Source organism: Herbidospora solisilvae (genome assembly GCF_009901565.1).
Taxonomy (GTDB): Bacteria; Actinomycetota; Actinomycetes; order Streptosporangiales; family Streptosporangiaceae; genus Herbidospora; species Herbidospora solisilvae.
This window is the reverse complement of the sequence record NZ_WXEW01000008.1, coordinates 225,927-249,909: the sequence shown is the minus strand read 5'-3', so window position 1 is coordinate 249,909 and position 23,983 is coordinate 225,927. Positions and strand designations below refer to the sequence as shown.

Here is a 23,983-nt window from a genome sequence, read left to right as displayed (position 1 = left end):
TACCTCCTCCGGCCATATGCGGCCGGACCTGGCAGTTTAGGCCTTACGGTGCACGGTGAAGGGAATGGAGGCCGGGTGGGCCTTGGTCTTGCCCAGGTAGACCTTGCCGGCCGGCAGCGGCTTCGAGTTGATGGTCAGCGCCGAGACGGTGAGGCTGTCGGCGCACGAGGTGCGGAACGAGAAGCCGTCGACCCAGCCGTGGTTGACGACCTTGAAGGTGATGGTCAGCTTGTCCTCGGACAGCACGACCGAGTCCTGCTTCTCCTCGAGCTTGACCCACTTGAAGTCGCGGATCGGGGTGTTCGAGGTGATCGTGCCGGTGTAGACCGTGGCCTTGCGCGGCTTCTTCTGGGTGATGCGCAGGTGGAAGCCGGCCCTGTCGTGCCAGAAGTAGTCACCGGCCCGGGCCCCCGGGGTGAGACCCTTGGGCTTGCCCTGCACCTGGCCGATCCACGGCGCCTTCTCGCACGGGGTGCCGGTGGTCGCCGAGGCGGGGGCCACGCCGACCAGGGTGGCGCCGGCCAGAGCCGCGCCGAGCAGAGCGGGGACGAAGGTACTACGCCGCATGGGAGGGATTCCCTTTCGTGTGAGCGGTTGTGGCGCTCGGGACGATAGGGACCCTTCTTGGCAAGAACCTGAGATTTCAGGCGACCTTGGCCTTGGGGGCCGTCCAGGTGTTGCAGTACTTGGGGTCACGCGACTTGAAGCCGCGGTTCATCCAGTACGCGATGCTCGCCGGCTTCCCGTAGAAGCGGTCTTGCACCACCTTGCCCCGCTGCTTCACGATGAACTTCCAGTCGCCCACATTCCGCGGCATGGACTTGTAGACGCTACCGGTGAAGGCGCCGGAAAGGCAGAGACTCTGTAGGAGAGAACGCCGGAAGTCCGTGTAGGGCTCGTCCGATTCCTCCTCAAGCCTGGCCTCCTCGATGCCCGCCAGATATTGCACGTGCTCGCCGTAGAACCCGGCGAGCATGGTGAAGATGTACAGGTCGTCTGGGTCGATGTTGAGCAGGGTCCGGTCGAGGACGACCATGATCTCTCTGTTGGCATAGCAGTACCAGGCGTACTCGTAGTCCGCCCAGTCCAGGCCGCAGTACTTCTTCGGGTCCTTGGTGAGCAGCTTGAGCTTGGGCTTCTTGTACGGGATGCCGGCCTCGGCGAGGTACTTGGACCAGACCCGGTCGAGGCAGCCCATCACGAAGGTCACGTACTTCCGCGCGGTCGGCACGTGGTTGCGCCGGTCGATCGGCTTCTCGGCGCAGGAGGAGCGGGGAATCGGTCCCGCGTCGTAGAGGGCGTTGTCGATGAGCCTGTGGTCCCTGGACGGATCGGCGTGGGCCGGGGTCGCCGTCACCAGGGATAAGAGCAAGGCGGAGAGCAGGATTCGTCGCATAGGCCCACGATCGTGGCGGTCGCCGCACGATCATGCAAGGCGGAGCTACGCGACCCGCCAGTTCTCCGCCCGCCACGTGTTGCAGTCCTGCAGGTCCCGGGAGGCGAAACCCTGGTTCAGCCAGTACGTGATGTTCTCCGCTCCCCCCATGTGGCGCTCCTTGGCCCTCTTGCGCACGACGGCGGCCCAGTCGGCCCGGTCACGCGGCATCGACCCGTAGACGCTGCTGGTGAAGGCGGCGCCGAGACACTCCGCCTGCAGCAGCACACGGCGGATGATGTCGTCCACGTCCTCCTCGTAACCGAGGTCGGCCGGCTCGGGGAGAGCCCGCACCCACGCCTTCTCGATCCCGGCGAGCCGCTGCACGTGCTGGCCGTAGAGGGCGGCGGTGAGAGTGAAGAGGGACAGGTCGTCGGGGTCGCGGAGGAGCCGCCGGTCGAGGACGACGGTGATCGTCCGGTAGTCCCCGCAGTAGCTGGACGTCCAGCGCTTGTCCCATTTGAGGTCGCAGTGCCACACGGGGTTCTTGGCGAGCAGCTGGAGCTTGGGCTTCCTGAACGGCAACTTCGCCTTGGCGAACTGTTTCGACCAGACCCGGTCGAGACAGGCGGCGACGAAGGTCACGTAGGCCTTGGCGGTCGGGTAGTGGTTGCGCCGTTTGACCGGCTTCTCCGCGCAGGAGGAACGCGGGATCGGCCCTGTCGAATAGAGGGCGTTCTCGGCCAGCAGGGGGTCGGACTGAGGGTGGGCGCCCGCGGGTGACGCGAGCCCTGCGAGGGCGAGGGCGAGGGCGGACACCAGACCGGGGATGAGGGCTCGTCGCACAAATCCCCGATCGTGGTGGTTCGCCGAAGATCGCGCAAGGGCCCGCGGCGAGGTCCGTCGTGGTCAGGCAACCTGCGCGTTGGAGGCCGTCCAGGTGTTGCAGTACTTGGGGTTGCGCGAGTTGAAGCCGCGGTTCATCCAGTACGTGATGTTCTTGGCGCTTCCCACCATCCGGTGGGCGAATTCGGTGTGCGCCTTGACGATGTGGGTCCACTCGGACGTCTTACGCGGCAGCGACTTGAAGACGCTCGCGGTGAAGACGCCCGAGAGGCAGTACGCCTGCAGGTAGACCCGGCGGTGGGTTTCCTCATAACCGGGTTCGCCCTCGTCGGGAAGGATCTTGAACATGGCCGTCTCGATGCCCGTCAGGTACTGCACGTGCTCGGCGTACCGGTTCGAGAGTGCGGTGAAGATCCACAGATCGTCGGGGTCGAGGTTGAGGATGGTCCGGTCGAGGACCGCCATGATCTCCCGGTTGTCCTCGCAGTAGTCGATGCCGTCCCACCGGTCCCACTTCGACCCGCAGTAGCTCTTGGGGTCCTTCGCGAGCAGCTTGAGCTTGGGCTTCCTGAACTTCACGCCCGCCTTGGCGAGCTGCTTGGTCCAGACGCGGTCGAGGCAGGCCGTCACGGTGGCGAAGTAGGCCCTGGCGGTGGCCGGGTCGTTGCGCTTCTTGATCGGCTTCTCGGCGCAGGTGGAACGGGGGATCGTGCCACTCGCGTAGAGGGCGTTGTCGATGAGCTTGGGGTCGTCGGCGGGGTCTGCGTGTGCGGGTGTCGCGAGTCCTGCGAGGGCGACGATTAAGACCAGGCCGGGGATGAGGGTTCGTCTCACAAGCCCCACATCGTGCCGATGTTGCTGTAAACCGGCAAGTCAGAATAAAGGGCCCGCGTCGCCACGGGCCCTCTCATCATGGGCTGGTGCAGGCCAGAGTGGGTGTCACGGCCGCGCCGCCGCCGTTGAAGCCGAACGTGGTGCTCGCGTTGGCGCCGAGGTTGCCGTTGTAGGTCTCGTTGCGGACGGTCACGTTCTGACCGGCGCCCGAGCGCAGGCCGCCCCAGATCTGGGTGATGGTCTGCGAGCCGGGCCAGGTCCAGGTCACGCTCCAGCCCTGGATGGCTGCGGCGCCGGCCCGTACCGTCACCTCACCCTGGAAGCCCTGCGGCCACGCGTTGACCTGGCGGTACGTCGCCGAGCACGCTCCACCCGGGTTCGGGGAGGGGGTCGGGGTGGGAGTCGGTGTCGGGGTCGGCGTGGGGGTCGGGTTCGGGCCGTCGGTCAGGGTGGGGGTGGTCCAGTCGCGCCACTCCGCCAGCTTGCCCGACGCCCGCGACGAGACGCGGATCGCGCCCGCGTCGTCGCCGGTCTTCAGCAGGTGCTTGCGCAGGTTCTTGTTGAGCTGGTCGCGCCACTCCGCGCGGTTGGCGCAGTGGGTGCCGTCGGCGACGTCCAACCAGTAGGAGATGTCGTCGCCCGCGCCGAGCGCCTTGTAGACCTCGGCTCCGGCCAGGGCCGCGACGCCGGCCGAGCGCGGGCCGAGGTTGGCGATGTGCGGGTTGTCCATGACGTACAGGCCGCGTGGAGCGATCATGGCGACCACGCTGTGCGTGTCGACGGGGAGCCGGGCCGGGCTGCCGGTGAACGAGCCGAACGCGTCGCCGAACCAGGGCTGCTCGCCGTAGGCGCTGCTCAGGCTCTGCGCCCCTTCTCCTGGGACCCCTCTCAGGATCGGCACGCCGGCCGTGCCCGACTCGATCGGCATGGTCAGCGAGATGCGCTGGTCGAACGCGCCCGCGACGAAGGCGCCCTTGCCGAAGCGGGAACACCCGGTCACGCCGGTGGCGTCGGCCTTGAGGATCGAGCTCCCGGACGACTCGATGACGTCGATGATGCGGGAGACGCCCCAGCCCCAGGCGACCAGGAGCCCGGTCTGGCTCTGCGCGCCGTAGATGCTGTAGAAAGCGCCCTGCTTGTTGTTTCGCGGAGTGCCCTCGCGGCCGACCGTGTAGGGGTCGTACCTGATGACGGCGACCCCGGCGGCCTTGATGGCGTTGACGTCGGCGCCGAATCCCCCGTACACGACGACCACGGGGAACGGCCCGGTCCCCGTGGGCACCTCGACCGGGGCGGAGAAGCTGGAGCTGCGGCCCTGGTGGGAGACGTTGACGGTGATGCTGGTCCGCGAGACAGCACCGGGCGAAAGTAGCTGAAATCACGGATTCCAGACGGGCTTCGGTTCGAAAAGTTTCGGCTTCGTTAAGATCGTCTGGTGTATTGGGACCCCCTGCCCGAGGCTCTCGAACGCATCGCGGGCAACATATGTCTGTCAGACCGTTTCCGCGGCACATGGGAGCGGCGGAACCCGCTGAACGTGCCCGGCCCCTTCTACGGCGCGGACACCGACACGTGCGGCGCCGGACCGCTCGTCGCGCCCCGGCATGTGTTGTGCGACGCCAGAGGACAGGAGTTCGTCTACCGGCAGGCGGGGGACCGCGACGGGCTCACCGAGATCCTGGACGCCGCCGAGGAAGAACCGTTCGGCGACTACGCCCACGACGGAGACGATCATTGGACACCCGAGTCGGTGCGCGAGTGGTGGGCCGGACGCGGGCAGGTTCGCGCGTTCGCCGAGAGGCTGGCCAAGGAGTACGCGGAGAACGACCAAGATTGGGACCGCGACCGTGTGCCGGCATTACGAGATTTCGCCGCGTCGATCGACAACGGGGAGCTGGAGGGATATCTCCGGAACTACCTGTTCTGGCTGACCGAACGGCGATCACCCCAAGAAGGCGAAGCACTGCCCGACCTGTCTCAGCCCTGACGGAACTTCCACGCCGCCTTCAACGGTCAGCTCGGGTGATCTCCGAATACTGCATGATCTGGAATTCGCTGAGATCCGGCTCCGAAGACCCCGCCACCAGAAGACCGCCCGTCGCGACGGCCACCCCGATCGCGACGAGGGCGATGACAAGACGAGGAGAAGTGATCGATCGCCGCATGAAGGGCAGGTTATAGGGCCCGCCTCCTCATCGTTCGCGGCGCAGATCGGGACCCCGCCGGAGACATGCTTCTATCGGCCGAGGAGGATCATCCCGAGCAGCGCCTCATGCGTCTCCCGATCCGCCGCCACCAGCAGGCCCTCCCCCGTCTCGAACGGTCCCCCCTTCAGGTCGGTCACCACGCACCCGGCCGTCCGGCACACCGCCAGTGCCGCCGCGAAGTGCACGCTGTCGCGCTTGTCGCCGTCGCTCAGGTAGGCCGCCCGGCGGCCCGCCGCCACCCAGAAACACGCCAGCGACGTCGACATCACCCGGGGGCTGAACCTCTCGGCGAAGCCGGGCGCCGCGATCACCGACAGCAGGTCGCCGTAGGGCGGGTCGAGGTTGAAGTCGACCAGCTTGGAGTCGGGGGACGGGGTCAAGGGCTGGTCGTCCACCTGGGCGCGGACACCGTCGGTCCAGAAGACCTCGCCGCTGATCGGGTCGGCCGCCGCCGCGGCCACGTCCCGGCCGGCGACCCGGAGGGCCACGTTCACGGCGATCAAGGGGGTCTGGGCGGCGAAGTTCAGGGTGCCGCACAGGGGGTCGACCATCCACGTCCGGTCGGAGGCCCCGCTCAGGCCGGTCTCCTCGCCCAGGAAGGCGTCGTCGGGGCGGTGTTCCCTGATCACGTCCAGGATGGCCTGTTCGGCTTCCAGGTCGGCCTGGGTGGCGAAGTCGACCGACGTCTTGTCGTATCGGGGCAGCGGCTTGCCGTAGAGGGAGCGGACCACGGCGGCGCCCGCCTCGGCGGCGGTGACGGCCAGTTCCGCATCAGAAAGACTCATATGTCCATCCTGACCCGGAAATAGGGCAGGCGTACTGTGAAGTTCATGGCCGACTATCGAGACGTGTACCGGCACAGCCTGGCCGATCCGGAGACGTTCTGGCTGGAGGCCGCCCGCGCGGTCGACTGGGTCGTGCCGCCCTCCCGGGCGCTCGACGACTCGGCCGCCCCGCTCTACCGGTGGTTTCCCGACGGGGAGCTGAACACGGCCTACAACTGCCTCGACCGGCACGTCTCCGGCGGGCGGGGCGGGCAGACCGCGCTCATCTGGGACAGCGCGATGACCGGGGAGGTCAGGCGGTTCACCTACGAGCAGCTCACCGACCAGGTCGCCCGGTTCGCGGGTGGCCTGCGGTCGCTCGGGGTGGGGGTGGGCGACCGGGTCGTGATCTACATGCCGATGGTGCCCGAGGCCGTGATCGCGATGCTGGCCTGCGCGCGGATCGGGGCGGTGCACTCGGTGGTGTTCGGCGGGTTCGCGCCGCGGGAGCTGGCCGCCCGCATCGACGACGCCGCCCCCAAGGCCATCGTGGCCGCCTCGTGTGGTCTTGAGCCGAACCGTACCGTCGAATATCGCCCGATCATCGACCAGGCCCTCGAACTGTCCCGGCACCGGCCCGACGTCATCGTCATGCTCCAGCGCGACCAGGGGGTCGCCCGCATGGACGAGCGCGACGTCGACTGGTTCGAGCTGATCTCGACCGCGTCACCGGCCGATCCGGTGCCGATGAAGGCGACCGACCCGCTCTACATCCTCTACACGTCGGGCACGACCGGCCGGCCGAAGGGCATCGTCCGGGACACCGGCGGCCACGCGGTCGCGCTGGCCTGGTCGATGCTGAACGTCTACGACGTCGCGCCGGGCGAGGTCTGGTGGACCGCCTCCGACGTGGGCTGGGTGGTCGGGCACAGCTACATCGTGTACGCCCCCCTCCTCATCGGCGCCACAACCGTCCTGTACGAGGGCAAGCCCGTCGGCACCCCCGACGCCGGGGCGTTCTGGCGGGTCGTCGCCGAACACGGCGTGGTCACCCTGTTCACCGCGCCCACCGCGCTGCGGGCGATCAAACGCGTCGATCCCGACGGCACGCTGATCGGCGACCTGAAGACCTTCCGCGCCCTCTACCTGGCCGGGGAACGCCTCGACCCCGACACCTACCAGTGGGCCGGCGAGCGCCTGGGCGTGCCGGTCGTCGACCACTGGTGGCAGACCGAGACGGGCTGGCCGATCGCGGCCAACCCCCGCGGCCTGGAGTCCCTGCCGACCAAACCGGGCTCGGCGACGGTGCCGCTGCCCGGCTGGGACGTCCGCATCCAGGACGACGGCGCGATCACCCTCAAACTCCCCCTGCCACCGGGATCGCTGCCGACGTTGTGGCACGACGACGAGCGCTACATCCGCGAATACCTGACCCGCTACCCGGGCCACTACCTGACGGGCGACGGCGGTTTCCTCGACGACGACGGCTATCTGTACGTCATGGGCCGCACCGACGACGTGATCAACGTCGCCGGCCACCGGTTGTCGACCGGCACCATGGAGACCGTGCTCGCCGCCCACCCGGCTGTGGCCGAATGCGCCGTCATCGGCGTGGCCGACCAGCTCAAGGGCCAGGTCCCGCTGGGGCTGGTGGTGCTCAAGGCGGGCGCCGACATCCCGCCGGCCCGGCTCGTCGACGACCTGGTCCACGCGGTCCGCCGCGAGATCGGCCCGGTGGCGGCCTTCCGCGACGTGGCGATCGTGCCGGCTCTGCCGAAGACCCGGTCGGGCAAGATCCTCCGCCGCTCGATGCGCGCCCTCGCGGACGGCCGCGAGGAACCGGTGCCGTCGACGATCGAGGATCCGTCGGTGCTGGAGAACCTGCGCGCGGTGCTGCGGCCGGATGTTTCCTAGGGGAGCGTCTCCGGCAACAGGTCGAATGCGGGAATGTGACAGGGCCGCACCAGCCCGAAATCCCGCCGATCCAAGGTGGCTATCTGCCTGACACCCAACCGTTCCGCGATGGCCATTACCGAGACATCCACCGTGTCGAGGTCAGCGCTTTTGTATTGACGGATCAGGTCGGCCATCCGTCGCAGATCAACCGGAAAGAGCTCCACCAATTCGAAGCTCTGCTCGACCGACTCCAAGAAGCTGGCGTGCACCTCTGGACCCAGTCTGCCGTTGAGGATCCACCCTGCTTCCGCCAGCACCGTCGTGGGAACCAGCACGCGCCCGACCAGGTTCCGCAGCAGACGGGCACAGGAGGCGTGGTGTTTGTCCTTGCGATTGGCTCCGGCGACCAACGGGCCGGTATCCAGTAGCGTTATAGTCACATTGAGCGATTGAACCGCTCCGCGAGGATCTCTTCCACCCGTTCCGAAAGATCCTCATCGCCCTCGCCGATGCCGATGAACGACACCTCTCTCTGCGGGCTGTCGGCGACCGGACCCGCGGTCGCAGATTCGGCAAGCTCATCCCGCACCAGCCGCAGCACGCGGCTGGCCTGGCCAGGCGAGAGCCTGTCGACCAGGTGGTGCAGCTCTTCGTAGGCAGGATCGGCACTCATGCCGTCAGTGTAACTCCGCTCAATTTCCCAGCTGGGAGGGTTTCTCAGGCTCGGAACCCGTTTTCAGGCGGTAGAGGCCGTAGGCCGCGACGGAGGACGCGTCGGTGACCTCGCCGCGCAGGATCATCTGCTCGAATTCCGCGCGTGACACCCACGTCTGCCGCATGTCCTGCTCGGTCGGCTCACGCGCGGTCTCGCCGGCGGTGAGGCCCGTCGCGACGAAGACGTGCATCGACTGGTCGCTCAGGCCGTGGGAGTTGTCGAGCCGCCCCAGGAACCGCATGTCATCGGCCCGGAGCCCGGTCTCCTCCGCGAGTTCGGTCCGGGCCTCGTCCTGGCGCGTGGGGGCCTTCGCCGAGCCCTGCGGGAAACTCCAGGACCGGCGGCGGATGGGGTAGCGGTATTCCTCGACGAGGTGGAAACCGTCGTTCTCCTCGGGGATGACCAGCACGAAGTCGGCCCGCTGGATGTAGCCGTAGATGCCGGGGGTGCCGTCGGGATGGACGATCTCGTCCTCACGGACGCTCATCCACGGGTTCCGGTAGACCTCCCGGGTCGAGATCGTCGTGATCGAACGGCGTTGCTGCTGGTCATCCATGGTCGTTCACCCTAAGCGCGCTGGAAGGTTCCAGATTCTCGGACGTCCGTTAAACCGGTCGGTACGTCCGGTTTCGCCCAGGGAACATATATGACATATCACCGTAACGGATGATCTATAGCGTCCACCGCATTACCGGGTTCCTCAAGGAGCACGTGGTGCGCAAAGTCCTGATCTCCCTCACTTCTCTCTCCCTCACCCTCGTCACACTCCACGCACAACCGGCAGCCGCCAAGGTCGAACTCGACCTCGAAACGCTGACCGGTGCCGAGGCCATCTCCCTCATGGCCGCCGGCAAGCTCACCTCCGTCGAGCTGACCAAGGCGTACATCGACCGGATCACCGCGCTCAACAAGCGCGGGCCGGCGCTGAACGCGGTCACCGACCTCAACCCGAACGCGTTAAAGGAAGCGGAGGCGTACGACCGCCTGCGCAAGAAGGGCAAGTCGCTCGGCCCGGCCATGGGCCTGCCGATCCTGCTCAAGGACCTGATCGACGTCGAGGGCATGGCCACGACGGCGAACAACTGGTCGTTGCGGCAGTCGTTCCCGGCCACCGACGCCGGGATCACCAAGAAGCTGAAGGAACGCGGTGTCGTGATCCTCGGCAAGGTGGGGCTGTCTGAGTACGCCAACAGCTTCGGCAACCAGCCCTCCGGCTTCGGCAACTACGGCGGCCAGGTCCTCAACGGCATCGACGCCGACCAGAACCCCTCCGGGTCGTCGTCGGGCACGGGCGCGGCCATGGCCGCCGCGCTCTCGACGCTCGGGATCGGCACCGAGACGTCCGGGTCGATCATCTCGCCGTCCAACGCGCAGTCGCTCGTGGGGCTGCGGCCGACCGTGGGCCTGGTGCCCGGGTACGGCATCGCGCCCATCTCGGCCTCGCAGGACATCGCCGGGCCGATGGTCCGCACCGTCTCCGACGCCGCGCTCACGCTGGCCTCGATCGCCGGGCCCGACCCGGTGGCCGACGCCGGGTACAAGGCCATGTTCGGCGACGACTACATCGCGAAGGGCATCATCCCGGCGCTCCCCGCCACGCTGCCCGACTACATGAAGGCCCTCGACCCGAACTTCGTGGCCGGTAAGAAGATCGGTTACAACGGCAACCTCACCGAGGGCAGCCCGCTCAAGATCGCGTACGACGCCCTCGTGGCCGCCGGCGCGATCATGGTGCCCCGTCCGACGGCGACGGTCCCCTCGTTGCCCGCGCTGCCCAGCGGCTACGAGCAGCACAAGAGCATCAACTCCTACTACGAGCGGCTCGGCCCGCAGGCGCCGATCAAGTCGCTGCTCCAGGAGATCCAGGTCAACCAGGCCGAGGCGCACCAGGCGCTGAAGTTCGGCAACAACTCCCACCTGAACGCCTCGCAGTCGGACGTCACCCCCGGTGGGGCCAACGAGCAGTTGTACCGGACGAACCTGGCGATCCGTAAGGCCGCCTGGCACAAGGCCATCGACGACATGATGACGTACACCAACTCGGACCCGGCGCAGCCGGCCGACCCGGTGATCGCCATCCTGGGCAGCACGCCGAGCGCCCCGCAGGCCGGTTACCCGACGATCACGATCCCGATGGGCTACACCGCGACGCAGCGGCGTGCCCAGAACGTCGCGGTCCACGGCGGCGCCTACGACGAGTTCGACCTCCTCGGCGTCGCCTACGTCATCGAGCAGGCCACCAAGCTCCGGCAGCCGGCCTCGCTGGTCAACCCGAGCATGTACCGCTGCGCGAAGACGACCCCGGCCCCGCCGTTCGCCGCGCGTGGCGGCTGCAACCCCGACTACGACGCCGTCCTCAAGGTCACCGGCTACGACTCCCGTGCGCTCCCGTTCTCGCTGGAGACCGAGACGGCCACCAGCCTGCTGGCCAAGCTGAAGGCCGACGAGGTGTCGGCCGAGGAGCTCACCCGCGCCTACCTCGACCGGATCGCGCTGACCAACGCCGAGGGCCCGGCCATCCAGGCCGTGCGCGAGATCAACGTGGACGCGATCAAGGAGGCCCGCAAGCTCGACCACGAGCGCGGCAAGTACCGCAGCCCCGACGCGCGTCCCCCGCTCTGGGGCCTGCCGGTGCTGGTCAACGACACGATCGACGCCAAGGCGCTGGCGACCACGGGCGGCTCGATCGCCCTCCAGGGCACCAAGCCGGCCGACGACTCCGCCATCGTGGCGAAGCTGAAGGCGGCGGGCGCGATCGTGCTCGGCAAGACCAACGTCACCGAGCTGAACGGCGTCTTCGACGCCAACCTGCCCAAGGGCTACTCCTCGCTCGGCGGCCAGGTCCTGCTCCCGAACGACACCGACAAGACCCCGGCGGGTTCGTCGGCCGGCGCCGCGGCGGCCACCGCCTCGGGTCTGGCCGCGATCACGATCGGCATGGAGACCTCGCCCGACTCGGCGCAGCTCCTCGCCCCGGCCGACGCGGCCGGCGTGGTGGGCCTGAAGCCGACCGTCGGCCTGGTCAGCACCGACGGCGTGCTGCCGGTGGCCAAGTCGCAGGACGCCCCCGGCCCGATCACCCGCAGCGTCGGCGACGCCGCGACGATCCTCAACGTGATCGCCGACCCGGCCACCCCGGTCGACTACACGAAGGACCTCAAGGCCGACGCCCTCGCGGGCAAGAAGATCGCCGTGGTGTCGAGCACGAGCGCCCCCTACCAGGAGGCGATCGCCAAGCTCCAGGGCCTCGGCGCGACCGTCACCCAGGTCTCGATCGCCACCCCGGCCGCGACCGACGGCGTCGTCGCCACGGAGTTCAAGCGCGACCTGAACGCCTACCTGGCGGAGACCAGGCCCGGCACGACGCTGCAGAGCATCATCGACTACAACCTCGCCAACCCGGTCGAGGGCCTGAAGTACCAGCAGGGTCAGCTCCTGGCCGCCCAGGCGGTCGAGCTGTCCGACCCCGCGACGAACGCCAAGTACACGGCCGACCTGGCGAACGGCAAGGCCGCCAACCGGGCGGTCCTGGACACCGTGCTGGGCTCGTACGACCTGATCCTGGTCCCGAGCGGCAGCAACGTGATCGGTTACGCCGACCGCGCCGGCTACCCCGCCCTCACCATCCCGGCCGGGTATGGCGTGCAGGCCAGCTCGGCGGGCCGCAACCCGATCGGGGTGACCCTCATCGGCGGCGCCTTCTCCGAGGCGAAGCTGCTGGCGGGCGGCTACGCGCTGGAGCAGGCGATCGACGACCGCCTCGCGCCCAGCTACACCAACCCCAGCATGTGGCGCTGCGTGCCGGAGAGCACCTTCTTCACGGGCGAGTTCTGCCTTCCGGGTGACCGTCAGGCGCCTCGCTACAAGGGATAACCGCTCACCAGCCAAGGGCCCGCGTTCCCCGCGCGGGCCCTTTTCTTTTTCGCTGTACGTCGTGAGCCACTCGCCCCGGTCTCAGGGCGGGCGGAGCCGTAAAGAAAAGGGCTCGTGGAAGACCCGCGCCTCCGCGCGGCCGAGCACTATGTCTGTGTTGACTTATATAAACTAGAACTGACATAGTCGGCCACGTGAACGCCTTCGACGTGTTGGGCGATCCCGTGCGCCGCCGCATCATCGAGCTGCTCAGCGAGGGCGAGCAGACCTCGGGCGCGATCACCGCGACCGTGCGGGCGGAGTTCGGGATCTCGCATTCGGCCGTGGCGCAGCACCTGCGGGTGCTGCGCGAGAGCGGCTTCGCGACCGTGCGCGCCGAGGGCACCCGACGCCTCTACGTCGTCGACTCCACCCCGCTCGCGGAGGTCGACGTGTGGCTCGAACCGTTCCGCCGCTTCTGGTCCCAGCGCCTCGACGCCCTGGAGACCGAGCTGGCCCGCACGAGGAGGAAGAAATGATCGACATCGGCTGGACCTCCCGCGAGGTCACCCGCGACGACGAGACCGTGGCCGTCGTCCTGCGCCGCGACTTCGGCTCCCCGATCGACGACGTCTGGGACGCCCTGACCGACCCCGAACGCCTCAAGCGCTGGTTCCTCCCGGTCAGCGGCGACCTGCGGCCGGGCGGCGCCTTCGCCACCGAGGGCGGGGCCGGAGGCACGATCCTGACCTGCGAGAAGCCGCTCCTGAAGGTCACCTACGGCGACGAGTCGAGCGTCGTGACGGTCACCCTGACCGGCGACGACGACACGACCACGCTCGAACTCACCCATTCGGTGCCGATCGCGATGGCGCGGAGCGGCGCGGGCGCGCTCTGGGTCGGTCCGGGTTGGGACGAGGCGTTCCTGGCGCTGGGGTTGTTCCTCACCGGCGAAGAGGCGCAGGGCCGGGTCACCCCCGAATACGGGCAGGCCACGGTGGCGGCGTGGGCCGCGGCCATCGAGGCGTCCGGCACGGCGACGGCCGAGGAGATCGAGACGGCCCGGCAGATGGCCCTGCAGCAGTACGCCTCCTGAACGCCCGCCTACACCTCTTCGGGATCGCGCCCGAGCACCGAACGCCCGCCGTCGACCGGGACGACCGCCCCGCTGACGAACGAGGCGGCGTCCGAGAGCAGGTAGGCGACGGTGTCGGCAACCTCCTCCGGCCGGCCGACCCGCCCGAGCGGGTGGAGGCGGCGCATCTCCTCCTCCACCCGCTCGTTCGTGTACGCCGCATAACGCTCCGTCCAGATCGAGCCCAGCGCGACGGCGTTGACCCTGACACCGTGCAGCCCGTAGTCGACGGCGAGTGCCTTCGTGAGCCCCTCGACGGCCGCCTTGGCGGTCGCGTAGGCCATCGCGCCTCTGACCGGCCGCTGCGCCTGGTGGGAGGAGACGTTGACGATCGCCCCCCGGTTCCTCGGCAGGAACCTCCTGATCGCCGCCGCGCACCCGACGACGACGGGGTTCAGGTTGAGCCCGATGGCGTCGAGGACCTCGCGGGGCGGATCGTCGTGCAGGGACACGTCGCGGAAGATCGCCGCGTTGTTGACCCAGCCGACGAGGTCGCCGTGCTCCTCGGCGAGGTCGGCGGCCCTCTCGGCGACGGCCGGATCGGCCACGTCACCCCGCACGGGGATGCCCACCGGCCCGGGATCGAGGTCGACCACCACCACGAGGCCGTCGAGTGACAACCGCTCGGCGATGGCCCGGCCGATCCCCCGGCCTCCTCCGGTGACCACATAAGTACGTCGCATGTCTAGCATGATGCGCGTGACAAGGCTGGACGAGCGAGAGTGGCAGGCCCGCCAGGAGGCCCACCACGCACGGGTGGACGCGTGGATCGAGCCCCACCTCGAACGCCGCAGGCGAGCCCAGGCCCACCCGGTCGAGGACTTCCTGTTCAGCTACTACGGTTACCGCCCCAGCCGGCTGCGGCGCTGGCACCCCGGCGCGTTCACCGTTCTGGAGGGCGCGGCCGACTTCGGGACCGGGTACGTCTCGGTCCCGGGCGGCCAGACCCTCGACGTCGCCGACCTGGTCGCCCGGCGCCTCGACTCGATCACCTGGATCGCCGACCTGCTGCGGCGCACCGCCTCCCGGGCCGGGCAGTTCGGCTGCTTCGGCATGCACGAATGGGCCATGGTCTACCGGACCGACGAGGTCCGGCACTCCGCCCAGCCCCTCCGCCTGTCTCCCCAGCGGGTCGCCGCGGCCGTCGAGGAACGCCCGCTGAAGTGCACCCACTTCGACGCCTACCGCTTCTTCACCGAGCCCGCCCGGCCGCTGAACACGCTGCCGCTCTCCCGCGAACTCCAGCCCGCGACGGAGCAGCCCGGCTGCCTGCACGCGAACATGGACCTCTACAAGTGGGCGGTCAAACTCTCACCGCTGGTCCCCGGCGAACTGGTGGCCGACTGCTTCGAGCTGGCCTGGGACATCCGCGCCGTCGACATGCGCGCCAGCCCCTACGACCTGCGGCATCTCGGCTACGAACCGATCCCGATCGAGACGGCCGAAGGACGCACGGCATACGCGGCGACGCAACGGGAGTTCGCGGGCCGGGCGGCCCCGCTGCGCGCCGAGCTGATCGCCTGGTGCGACCGCCTTCTCACCTGATCTGCCGGGTCGAGGCGGTCCAGGCACACGCGCCCGGCCCTGTCCATGAGGGCGAACGGGTCGGGCTTCCTCTGAATCAGGTCGTCAGCCTCTCGGCCACCGTCTCTGCGGGGCGGCCCAGCAGTGACTCCAGGTCGCCGGTCTGGCGTTCGAGGGCGCCCGCTCTGACCAGCCCGTTCAGCCAGGCCATCGGGCCGGGGCCCGCGTCGGGCACCTCCTCGTAGGCGACGCCGAGGGCCACGGCGACCTCGGGGTAGGTCCACAGCGGGCCGGTCAGGTCGTAGGCGCGGCCCAGGTGGCCCTCGCCGGTCAGGGCGTTGGCCGCCGCCTGGGCCAGGTCGTCGCGGAAGGCGGTGTTCAGGCCCCGGCCGCCGGTGCTGCTGCGGATGACGCCGTCGGTGACCTGAGGCAGGAATGCGTCGCCGTAGAACGGGTTGCGCAGGATCGTGTGGGCCAGACCGCTCTCGACGATCGCCTGCTCGGTGGCGTGGTGGGCCTCGGTCATCCCCGTCGCGACGGTGTCAGCGCCGAGGAAGCTGGTGTAGACGACGGCGGTCACGCCCGCCGCCACGGCGGCGTCGAGCACGTTGCGGTGCTGGGCGGTCCGGCGGGCGGCGTCGAGTTCCGGGGACGAGATGAGCAGCAGCCGGTCGACCCCGGCGAACGCCGTCTGGAGGCTGTGGGGGTCGTCGTAGTCGCCGTACCGCGCCTCAATGCCCGACGGGACGCGGGAGACGTCCCGCACGACGGCGACCACGTCACCCTTGAGCCGGTCGAGAACCAGGCGGCCGAGCTGGCCGGTGGCGGCGGTGACTGCGTACATGAAACTCCTCGGTGTGCGGAAACCCGCCGGACAGTGAATCGATCCGCTCCGGCGGGGCGCCACTGGTTTTCAGCGGGTGGGATCCAGGCGGATCCACAGGTCGGGCGGGCCCAGGATCGGGCGTGCGTCGGTGAGGTGGAGGCCGGCGTAGCCGCAGCAGTAGGCCTCCGGGTCGTCTTGGTAGAGGAACTTCCGGAGCAGTTCTTCGGCCGAGTCGGCCGCGGTGGGAGGAGCGAGGCCCAGGATCGTGTCCCAGTCGGTGATCTCGCCGTCGACCGCGCCGACGCCCTGCTCGCCGCTCTTGGGGTTGGCGAACATGGCGTAGCCGCGGGTGCCCCGGGTGAGCTTTCTGAGCAGCCGCTCATCCGAGGCGTGCCAGCCCCACGGCTGGGTGACCACACAACCGCCCGTCACGTCGGTGACGCCGACGACCCGTTCGAGACGATCGTCGTGCCAAGCGTCGCCCGGGTCGTCGAAGACCAGGCCTAGTTCGTCTTCGGTCACGACCGTGCCGCCCAACCGGCGCGCCGCCTCGGCGGCGGTGACGCCCGCGACGCAGGCGATGCTGTGGCCGTCGTCGTCGATGGACTCCAGCGCGGTGAACAGGTCCTCGGAAAGGGCCACCGCCGCCAGCTCGCCGGGCGAGAGGGCGAGGTCGCCCGGCGGGAAGAGGTCGGGGGTCGGGCCCGCGAGGGCGAGCCGGGCCGGGGACCAGCCGTTCATCATCGCCCGCCACGGATCGGCGCCGGCCCCGACCAGGGCACGGGCGTTGCCGGGTTGGCGGTGGAAGACCGCCGACCACAACGCGGTGTGGCCCTCGTCGATGGCGTCGACGTCGGCGACCCGATCGGCCAGTTCGGCGACCACCTCGGGGCTGCCGAACGCGGCCGCCCGGAACAGGACCGGGCCCCAGTGGTCAGACCCGTTCGGATCGGCTCCGGCTGCCAAGTGGGCACGGACCCGGCCCAGATCGGACCATGTGCTCTCCCCCATGCCAGACCATTCGGCGCCCACCGCGAGACCTCCACCCCGAATTTGATCGAACGCCCGAACGCTAGCGAGCACGACCGACAGATCTGTTGAGACAGATGACAATTCAGGAGTCATCGTCAACCACAGGGCGAACCAGGCCGTCTCCGTATACGCCTTTGCGGGAAACGAGGAGTAGCGGTGCGCCTTCGACGACTTTTATTCGCATCAACCGGCTTACTGGGCCTCATTTCGCTGTGTCCACCGGCCTATGCCGCGACCGACATCGTCGAATACGCGTGCACTCCCGCAGGCGGGACCACCCAGATCGTGAGAATCCACGTCGAACTCACGATGCCGACCGGTGCGCAGCCGGGTGTTCCGCTGACATTCCTCCATCGCGCCACCTACGCCGACTCCGGCAGAATTCGCGCCACCACCGCGCTTCCTGCCGGAACGAAGATGTACGCCTATGTAGGCATCAGCGAGTTTCCCCGGTTCACCTCGGGCACCGGAGAAGGCGTCGTCGTCGGCCCGGTGGCGGCCGGTGGAGAGATCATGCTCCCTGCGGGCACCACCCGCGTGAACTCGACACCGCCGGGCGAGGGAACGGGGGTCGTCCGGCCGGCCGCGATCAACTTCGGCCTCACGACGTCAGACCCACTGATCGAGTGCGACGTCCGCAACAAGGACGACCTCACCACCTACCGCGTCGTCGTCGGCGCCGGCGGGTCGACCACCACCCCGAGTCCGATCCAGACGCCCACTCCAACACCGACACCGACTCCGACACCGACTCCGAGTGGCACTCGCACCCCGATTCCGACCATGACCGTCACCCGAACGGTCGACCCCGATCCGGTCGGCGTCACCCAGACCGTCACGACCGTGCCGACGATCTATGAGACCTTCGTCGACGAGGTCGAAACTCCCGTGGGCGGTGTCGCGACCGGTGGCGGGGGTTCGGCGGGGCCCGACGGCCGGGTGATCACGCTCATCGGCGCGACGGTGCTCGCCGCCGCCCTGACCGGTCTGGCCCTTCGCCGAAACCGCCGTTCACTGCCGTAGTGGCCACGCCGGTCGGGGCGTCTCAGGGTGGGCGGGAGCCGTAAAGAAAACGGCCATGAGCGGTCCTCGGCGGGCACAAAGAAGCCGGGCCGGTCGCCATGACCGGCCCGGCTCTTCATCTGGCTAGGACAGTTCCGAGCACGCCAGCGCGTCCGGGTCGTCGGCCGCCTGCGGCACCCAGCGCACGTTGGCGAACGACGCCGAGAACGCGCCTTCCGTGTAGACGAGGAAGGGCGTGTTCACGTTCTCGAAGTCGAGGCCGTTCGCGAAGCACGACACCGGGATCTTCACCGTCGACTTGCCGTCTCCGGCCAGGCCGGTGAACAGGTCCGTGGCGACGACCTCGGCGAAGCACGGGTAGACGCAGTGGGCGCTGATCACCGTCCGGGCCGCGGGTGCGGAGTGGACGATGGTGTCGAACACCAGGGCGGCGTCCGCGTTCAGGTATCCGCGCAGGTCGGTGCCCGCGGGGCTCTGGTAGTAGACCTGGCCGGGGCCGCCGCCGGTCCAGGTCACCTTGAGCGCGTCGCCCTGGACGTTCACGTCGGCGGGGACCGTGTTGATGTTGGCGTGGGCGGCGGCGCCGTCGGGGCCGATCTCGGTGCCGCCCCAGTTCTCGGGGGAGCCGATGAAGCTCTTGTACGGCGCCACGTCGGTCCGGACGAAGACTTCCAGGTCTTCGGTGGCGGTGCCGCCGCCGCCCGTGGAGGTGCACGAGGGGAACTCGTGGGAGGCCTCGTCGAGGGTGCCCACGTTGCCGGTCTGGCCGTTGGTGAGGCCGTAGCCGGCCGGGAACAGCGGGTCGTAACCCGGGTCGCCCGGGTTCAGCGGCGACTGGCAGGCGCTCTTGGGCCAGGAGTAGGAGAGCTTGCCGGTGAAGGGGTGCCGCCCGACCAGCACGTCGGCGACGCCGCCTCCCTCGGTGCCGGGGAGCCAGGCCGCGACGAAGGCGTCGGAGCGGTTGAGCTCCTTGTTGACGTACAGGGGACGGCCGGTGACGTAGACGGTCACCACGGGGGCGCCCTTGCCGGCCACCTTGTCGAGGACCGCGAGGTCGCCGGGGTAGAGCTTGGCCGCTTCGAGGGTCCGCCTGGCCAGGTCGCCGACGCCCTCGGCGTAGGGGGTCTCGCCCAGGACGGCGATCACGGCGTCGAACTGCGACGGGTCGACGCCGTCGGCGGTCTCGCTGAAGGTCACGTTGGACGTGCCGAGGGCCTGACGCAGGCCCGTGAGGATGGTCGTGCCGTTCGGGAAGTCGGCGTTGGTGTTGCCGGTGCCCTGCCAGGTCAGCGACCAGCCGCCGGTCTGGTTCGGCAGGTTGTCGGCGCTCTTGCCGACGACCAGGACCTTCGCGTCCTTGGCGAGCGGGAGCACGTTGCCGTTGTTCTTCAGCAGCACCTGCGACTTGCGCACGGCCTCGCGAGCCAGCTTCGTGGCCTGGAGGCGCGACTCGTCGCCGGCCAGCACCCGGTCGGAGGGGCGGCGGCCGTCGAAGATGCCGGCGCGGTACTTCACGCGCAGGATGCGGGTGACGGCGTCGTCGATGCGGGACATGGCGATCTCGCCCGACTCGACCTGGGCGATGGTGTTGGCGATGAACGCCTTCCACTCGTTGGGGACCATCACGATGTCCATGCCGGCGTTGATCGCCTGGGCGCAGCTGGAGTTGGTGCAGCCGGCCACCTGGCCGATGCCGTTCCAGTCGGACACGACCAGGCCGTCGAAGCCCATCTTGCCCTTGAGGATGTCGGTGATGGCCTTCTTGCTGCCGTGCAGCTTGCCCTCGTCGATGCCGAGGTCCTCGTTGGTCCAGCTGTTGAACGACACCATGACCGACTGGGCGCCGGCCGCGAGCGCGCCGTAGTAGCCCTGGCCGTGCACGTTGATCATCTCGGCCTCGGACGACGGGTTGACGCCCTGGTCGACGCCGTTGCGGGTGCCGCCGTCGCCGATGAAATGCTTGGCGGTGGCGATGACGCCGCGGTTGCCCATCCGGCGCCAGCTGGAGTCCTGGAGCCCCTGGACGGCCTCGTATCCGTAGGCGCGGGCGAGGTTGGGGTCTTCGGCGTAGCCCTCGTAGGTGCGGCCCCAGCGGTCGTCGCGGACGACGGCGAGGGTGGGCGCGAAGGCCCAGTCCTGGCCGGTCACGCGGAGCTGCTCGGCCGTGGCCTCGCTGATCTTGCGGATCAGGCACGGGTCGGCGGCGGCGCCCAGGCCGATGTTGTGCGGGAAGATCGTCGCGCCGAAGACGTTGTTGTTGCCGTGGACGGCGTCGATGCCCCAGATCACGGGGATCTTCGTGCGGGTCGTCACGGAGGCGTCGTAGTAGGCGTCGGCGAGGCCGAGCCAGCTGCCGACCGGGGCGTGCTTGTCCCCGCCAGGCCACGAGCCGCCGCCGTTGAGGACCGACCCGATGAAGTACTGCTTGACCTCGGCCGGGGTGATCGCGCTGATCTCGGGCTGGGTCATCTGGCCGACCTTCTCGGCCAGGGTCATGTCGGCGACGAGGCGGGCGACCTTGCGCTCGATGGCCGGGTCTTTTTCGATCTTGCTCTCGACCTTCGGCCAGTCGCTGTAGGTCGGCAGGGTGTCCTCGATCTTCGCGCACCCGTTCTCGAGGGCGGGCGGACCGGCGACCGGGGGTTCGGCGGCCGTCGCGGGCCCCGGCGAGGCGACGACGGCGCTTAACAGCAGGGACAAACCACTGAGGACGGCGAAGCGTCTCTTTCGCATGGAGGGCTGCACACGCGAAATCCTGACCGTGTTACCGGACCGAGTCAATACGTTCACAAGAGCGCTCTCTCACCAGAGAAGTCGCAGCACATCAGCTTGATCACGCCAATACCACGCTATGAATTAAGTCATTGGGAGAGCGTTCTCCCGCAGGTCGGGCTGACATCGGCAGAAGTTTTCACCGCTGGGGCGCGTGATGAAGCCGTTATGGGCGAACGTCTTCAGAAACGTGCGGGAAACACTCTATGGTTTTGAGATAACGTTATCTCGACCGGTCCACGCCCGGCCGGACGAGGTCTTTTGCCTGCTCAGGCAGGGGCAGAAAGGCACCCCCCATGAGAACAACCCGAGGCATCCTGGCGGCGGCCGTCGCCGCCTCCCTCCTGACGGCGCTCCCCGCCGACGCGGCGGTCCCGGCGGCCGACCAGCAGTGGGCCGAGATCCAGCAGCTCGTCGGCGCGGTCAAGGGCCGCTGGACGAACCAGACCTACTCCGGCGCGGTCAACCGCACCATGCCCGACACGGCCCTCCTCGGCAACGGCGACATCGGCGTGACCTCCGGCGGCAGCCAGGGCACCAAGACCTTCTACATCTCCAAGGGCGACTTCTGGACGTCCGCCGGCAGTCCCTCCCTGGTGGCCCTCGGCAACGTGACCATCCAGGCCGACACCATGGTCACGGCCACCAACCTGGCGCTGGGGTCGACCGCGACGGCGTCCAGCAGCCACCCGTCCTTCCCGCCGTCGCGCGCGGTCTCGGGCGCCTGGAGTTCCGGCTACGAGGGCTGGGTCTCCGACGTGGGCAAACCCCAGTGGCTGCGCCTCGACCTCGGCTCGGCGAAGACCTTCCGCCGCTACATCCTCAAGCACGACCAGGCCGCCCGCCCCGGCGAGGCCGCCAACAACGGCAAGAACTGGACGCTCGAAGCCGGCACCGACGGCCAGAGCTGGACCACGATCGACACCGTCACCGGCAACACGGCCGCCACGACCGACCGCACGTTCGCCCCGGTGACCGCCCGCTACCTGCGTCTGAACCTGACCGAGCCGACCCAGGGCACCACCGCCGACTCGATCAACAACCCGCGCGCCCGCGTCGGCGCCTTCGAGCTGTACGACGCCGAGGGCCCCACCCAGCCCACCGGGACCTTCCTGGAGGAGCAGAACCTGCTCAGGGGCGACGTCGACACCTCGATGCAGCTCGGCGGCGTGCCCGTGACGATGAAGACCTTCGCCGGCGCCGACAGCAACGTGGTCGTCACCTCCATCACCTCGCAGGGCGACCGGCCGGTCCGGCTGCGCGCGCAGACCGTCGTCGGCACCCCCGACGCGCGCGGCGGCATGGTGCAGACCTCCGGCGTGCAGGGCGACACCGTGTGGGCCACCCGCCAGACCCCGGCCAGCCCGCGCGGCGTCTCGCGGGCGTCGCTGGCGACCCGGGTGATCGGCGGCGCCCCCACCGTCTCGAACGGCCGCATCGACTTCGAGCTCGCCCCCGGGCAGACGGTCGACGTCGTCACCGCCGTCGCGGGCGGCGGCGTCAACCCGGCCGACCCGGGCCCGGCCGCGATCGCCCTGGCGGGGGCCCAGACCGCCGCGTCGGTCGACGGCCTCTACGCCGCCCACCTCGACTGGTGGAAGGACTACTGGCTGCGCTCCTACGTCGACCTCGACGACGACGTGCTGGAGCGCTTCTACTACAGCTCCCTGTACTTCCTCGGCAGCTCGCTGCGCGAGGGCAAGACCGCCTCGGGCCTGTACGGCATCTGGGCCACCACCGACTTCCCGATGTGGGGCGGCGACTTCCACCTCAACTACAACTGGCAGGCCAACTACTACGGGGTCTACAGCTCCAACCGCCCCGAGCTGGCGCTGCCCTACTTCGACGCGGTCGACGCCTTCGTGCCGGAGGCCCGCCGCCGCGCCGCCGAGGACCTGCGCCGGGTCAAGCCCGACTACGTCGACGCGCGCTTCCCGGGCGGCGGCGTGAAGAGCGGCGTGCTCTTCCCGGTCGGCATCAGCCCGTTCGGCACGACGACCGACGACAACTACCACAACCAGGTCGCCAACGCCCTGTTCACGGTGACCCAGCACATCGAGTACTGGCAGTACACCCAGGACGAGCAGTGGCTCCGCGAGACCGGCTACCCCTTCATGAAGGAGGTCGCCTCGTTCTTCGAGAACTGGGTCGAGGAGGACCCGGCCACCGGCGCCCTGTCCTTCTGGGGCGGCCCCCACGAGATCACCTGGGCGAAGAACCCCAGCGCCGACCTGGGCATGCTGAAGCTCCTGCTGACCACGCTGGAGGACACCAGCACCCGGCTCGGCCTGGACGCCGACCACCGCTGGGTGTGGGGCAAGATGCTCCGCAACCTGCCCGCGATCCCCACGACGACCTACCAGGGCAAGACCGTGTACGCCCTCGGCGAGCCCGGCACGATCAGCGACGACCGGGCGATCCGCCCCGGCGACAACACGGTCAACCTGGAGTTCATCCACCCGGGCGGCCAGCTCGGCATCGGCTCCCCCGCCGCCGAGCGGCAGACCGCCATCGACACCATCAACGCGATGAACTCGTGGGGCCAGGACAACAGCTTCCCGAAGGTCTTCACCCAGGCCGCCCGCGTGGGCTACCCGGGCCAGACGATCATCGACCGGCTGAAGCAGCAGATCACCCAGCGCTCGGCGGCCAACCTGCGGATCTCCGACGGCTACCACGGCCTGGAGAAGGCCGGCGCGATCGAGGCGCTGAACAACCTGCTCCTGCAGAGCTGGGACGGGCTGGTCCAGGTCTTCCCGGTGTGGCCGGCCGGCAAGAGCGGCGCCTTCCACAACCTCCGCGAGAAGGGCGGCCTCCTCGTGAGCGCGTCCCGGACCGGGGACACGGTGGAGTACATCACCGTGAAGAGCGAGCAGGGCGGCGTCTTCGAGGTCAAGAACCCCTGGTTCGGCACGAAGGTGAACGTCTCGGCCGACGACGGGACGGTGAGCAACGTGGGCGCCGGCAAGTCCACGCTCCGGATCGACGCCGCGAAGGGCACGACGTACACGTTCACGCCCGCCCGATAGCACCCCGAACGAGGAAGCCCGGCGCGGCCCGCGCCGGGCTTTCCCGTTCCGCCCCGCCCCGCGCTCCGCCCCGACGCGCCGGTCCGCACACTCGCTTCCCCTGGATGAGAAGCCGCTCATCGGCGGCTCATGGAGTCTTCACCCCCGGCCTCG

General features: G+C 69.1%; 22 protein-coding genes. 8 read left to right on the top strand and 14 right to left on the bottom strand.

The window, feature by feature from the left end:
- Positions 1 to 36: 36 nt before the first annotated feature.
- The 5 genes from GT755_RS27025 to GT755_RS41325 all read right to left on the bottom strand — a co-directional run bounded on the left by GT755_RS27025 (position 37) and on the right by GT755_RS41325 (position 4,337).
- A complete protein-coding gene (locus tag GT755_RS27025; protein ID WP_161482429.1) occupies positions 37 to 567 on the bottom strand; it encodes a hypothetical protein in 531 nt (176 codons plus the stop codon).
- A gap of 76 nt (positions 568 to 643) precedes the next feature.
- Complete coding sequence (locus GT755_RS27020; RefSeq protein ID WP_161482428.1) at positions 644 to 1,396, bottom strand: neutral zinc metallopeptidase; 753 nt, start codon at positions 1,394 to 1,396, stop codon at positions 644 to 646.
- 45 nt (positions 1,397 to 1,441) lie between these two features.
- Positions 1,442 to 2,221, bottom strand: coding sequence for a neutral zinc metallopeptidase (locus GT755_RS27015; protein ID WP_161482427.1), 780 nt, complete (start codon positions 2,219 to 2,221; stop codon positions 1,442 to 1,444).
- A gap of 63 nt (positions 2,222 to 2,284) precedes the next feature.
- Positions 2,285 to 3,055, bottom strand: coding sequence for a neutral zinc metallopeptidase (locus GT755_RS27010; RefSeq protein WP_161482426.1), 771 nt, complete (start codon positions 3,053 to 3,055; stop codon positions 2,285 to 2,287).
- Positions 3,056 to 3,131: 76 nt separating this feature from the next.
- The gene (locus tag GT755_RS41325; RefSeq protein ID WP_328794513.1) at positions 3,132 to 4,337 is read right to left on the bottom strand and encodes a glucuronyl esterase domain-containing protein; all 1,206 of its coding nucleotides are present in this window, start codon (positions 4,335 to 4,337) and stop codon (positions 3,132 to 3,134) included.
- A 153-nt stretch (positions 4,338 to 4,490) separates the two neighbouring features.
- Between GT755_RS41325 and GT755_RS27000 the strand changes: the two genes are divergently transcribed.
- The gene (locus GT755_RS27000) at positions 4,491 to 5,042 is read left to right on the top strand and encodes a hypothetical protein (protein WP_202610557.1); all 552 of its coding nucleotides are present in this window, start codon (positions 4,491 to 4,493) and stop codon (positions 5,040 to 5,042) included.
- Between the two features lie 19 nt (positions 5,043 to 5,061).
- Here GT755_RS27000 and GT755_RS26995 read toward each other — a convergent pair whose 3' ends face one another.
- Positions 5,062 to 5,220 carry a hypothetical protein gene (locus GT755_RS26995; protein ID WP_161482425.1) on the bottom strand — a complete coding sequence of 53 codons (159 nt, stop codon included), beginning with the start codon at positions 5,218 to 5,220 and terminating at the stop codon, positions 5,062 to 5,064.
- A gap of 71 nt (positions 5,221 to 5,291) precedes the next feature.
- Positions 5,292 to 6,047: an inositol monophosphatase family protein gene (locus GT755_RS26990; protein WP_161482424.1), complete on the bottom strand. Its 756-nt coding sequence runs from the start codon at positions 6,045 to 6,047 to the stop codon at positions 5,292 to 5,294.
- Positions 6,048 to 6,092: 45 nt separating this feature from the next.
- On the opposite strand from GT755_RS26990, the gene GT755_RS26985 reads away from it, so the two are divergent.
- A complete protein-coding gene (locus tag GT755_RS26985) occupies positions 6,093 to 7,940 on the top strand; it encodes an AMP-binding protein (protein WP_161482423.1) in 1,848 nt (615 codons plus the stop codon).
- Here GT755_RS26985 and GT755_RS26980 read toward each other — a convergent pair.
- The 3 genes from GT755_RS26980 to GT755_RS26970 are packed head-to-tail and all read right to left on the bottom strand — an operon-like array spanning position 7,937 to position 9,193.
- Positions 7,937 to 8,362: a type II toxin-antitoxin system VapC family toxin gene (locus tag GT755_RS26980; RefSeq protein WP_161482422.1), complete on the bottom strand. Its 426-nt coding sequence runs from the start codon at positions 8,360 to 8,362 to the stop codon at positions 7,937 to 7,939. The two genes, GT755_RS26985 and GT755_RS26980, sit on opposite strands and share 4 nt — an antisense overlap.
- On the bottom strand, positions 8,359 to 8,595 hold the full coding sequence (locus GT755_RS26975; RefSeq protein ID WP_161482421.1) for a hypothetical protein: 237 nt from the start codon (positions 8,593 to 8,595) through the stop codon (positions 8,359 to 8,361). The genes GT755_RS26980 and GT755_RS26975 overlap by 4 nt, the downstream gene beginning before the upstream one ends.
- 19 nt (positions 8,596 to 8,614) lie before the next feature.
- Positions 8,615 to 9,193 carry an NUDIX domain-containing protein gene (locus GT755_RS26970; RefSeq protein ID WP_161482420.1) on the bottom strand — a complete coding sequence of 193 codons (579 nt, stop codon included), beginning with the start codon at positions 9,191 to 9,193 and terminating at the stop codon, positions 8,615 to 8,617.
- Between the two features lie 158 nt (positions 9,194 to 9,351).
- On the opposite strand from GT755_RS26970, the gene GT755_RS26965 reads away from it, so the two are divergent.
- The 3 genes from GT755_RS26965 to GT755_RS26955 all read left to right on the top strand — a co-directional run bounded on the left by GT755_RS26965 (position 9,352) and on the right by GT755_RS26955 (position 13,585).
- On the top strand, positions 9,352 to 12,510 hold the full coding sequence (locus tag GT755_RS26965; protein WP_161482419.1) for an amidase family protein: 3,159 nt from the start codon (positions 9,352 to 9,354) through the stop codon (positions 12,508 to 12,510).
- Between the two features lie 194 nt (positions 12,511 to 12,704).
- Entirely contained in the window at positions 12,705 to 13,028 is a 324-nt protein-coding gene (locus GT755_RS26960) for an ArsR/SmtB family transcription factor (protein ID WP_161482418.1), read from the top strand.
- Positions 13,025 to 13,585 carry an SRPBCC domain-containing protein gene (locus GT755_RS26955; protein WP_161482417.1) on the top strand — a complete coding sequence of 187 codons (561 nt, stop codon included), beginning with the start codon at positions 13,025 to 13,027 and terminating at the stop codon, positions 13,583 to 13,585. The genes GT755_RS26960 and GT755_RS26955 overlap by 4 nt, the downstream gene beginning before the upstream one ends.
- An 8-nt stretch (positions 13,586 to 13,593) precedes the next feature.
- Here GT755_RS26955 and GT755_RS26950 read toward each other — a convergent pair whose 3' ends face one another.
- Positions 13,594 to 14,307, bottom strand: coding sequence for an SDR family NAD(P)-dependent oxidoreductase (locus GT755_RS26950; RefSeq protein WP_161482416.1), 714 nt, complete (start codon positions 14,305 to 14,307; stop codon positions 13,594 to 13,596).
- Between the two features lie 10 nt (positions 14,308 to 14,317).
- Between GT755_RS26950 and GT755_RS26945 the strand changes: the two genes are divergently transcribed.
- On the top strand, positions 14,318 to 15,169 hold the full coding sequence (locus tag GT755_RS26945) for a 3-methyladenine DNA glycosylase (RefSeq protein ID WP_235967488.1): 852 nt from the start codon (positions 14,318 to 14,320) through the stop codon (positions 15,167 to 15,169).
- Between the two features lie 76 nt (positions 15,170 to 15,245).
- Here GT755_RS26945 and GT755_RS26940 read toward each other — a convergent pair whose 3' ends face one another.
- Entirely contained in the window at positions 15,246 to 15,992 is a 747-nt protein-coding gene (locus GT755_RS26940; protein ID WP_161482414.1) for an NAD(P)H-binding protein, read from the bottom strand.
- A 69-nt stretch (positions 15,993 to 16,061) separates the two neighbouring features.
- Complete coding sequence (locus GT755_RS26935; RefSeq protein ID WP_161482413.1) at positions 16,062 to 16,985, bottom strand: ankyrin repeat domain-containing protein; 924 nt, start codon at positions 16,983 to 16,985, stop codon at positions 16,062 to 16,064.
- A gap of 177 nt (positions 16,986 to 17,162) precedes the next feature.
- Here GT755_RS26935 and GT755_RS38720 point away from each other — a divergent pair, with 177 nt between their 5' ends.
- Positions 17,163 to 18,029 carry a hypothetical protein gene (locus GT755_RS38720; protein ID WP_202610554.1) on the top strand — a complete coding sequence of 289 codons (867 nt, stop codon included), beginning with the start codon at positions 17,163 to 17,165 and terminating at the stop codon, positions 18,027 to 18,029.
- 123 nt (positions 18,030 to 18,152) lie between these two features.
- Here GT755_RS38720 and GT755_RS26930 read toward each other — a convergent pair whose 3' ends face one another.
- Positions 18,153 to 20,762, bottom strand: coding sequence for a glycoside hydrolase family 3 protein (locus tag GT755_RS26930; RefSeq protein ID WP_161482412.1), 2,610 nt, complete (start codon positions 20,760 to 20,762; stop codon positions 18,153 to 18,155).
- A gap of 335 nt (positions 20,763 to 21,097) precedes the next feature.
- Between GT755_RS26930 and GT755_RS26925 the strand changes: the two genes are divergently transcribed.
- Positions 21,098 to 23,830, top strand: a complete 2,733-nt coding sequence (locus tag GT755_RS26925) for a glycosyl hydrolase family 95 catalytic domain-containing protein (RefSeq protein WP_161482411.1) — start codon at positions 21,098 to 21,100, stop codon at positions 23,828 to 23,830.
- The last annotated feature ends 153 nt before the right edge of the window (positions 23,831 to 23,983 follow it).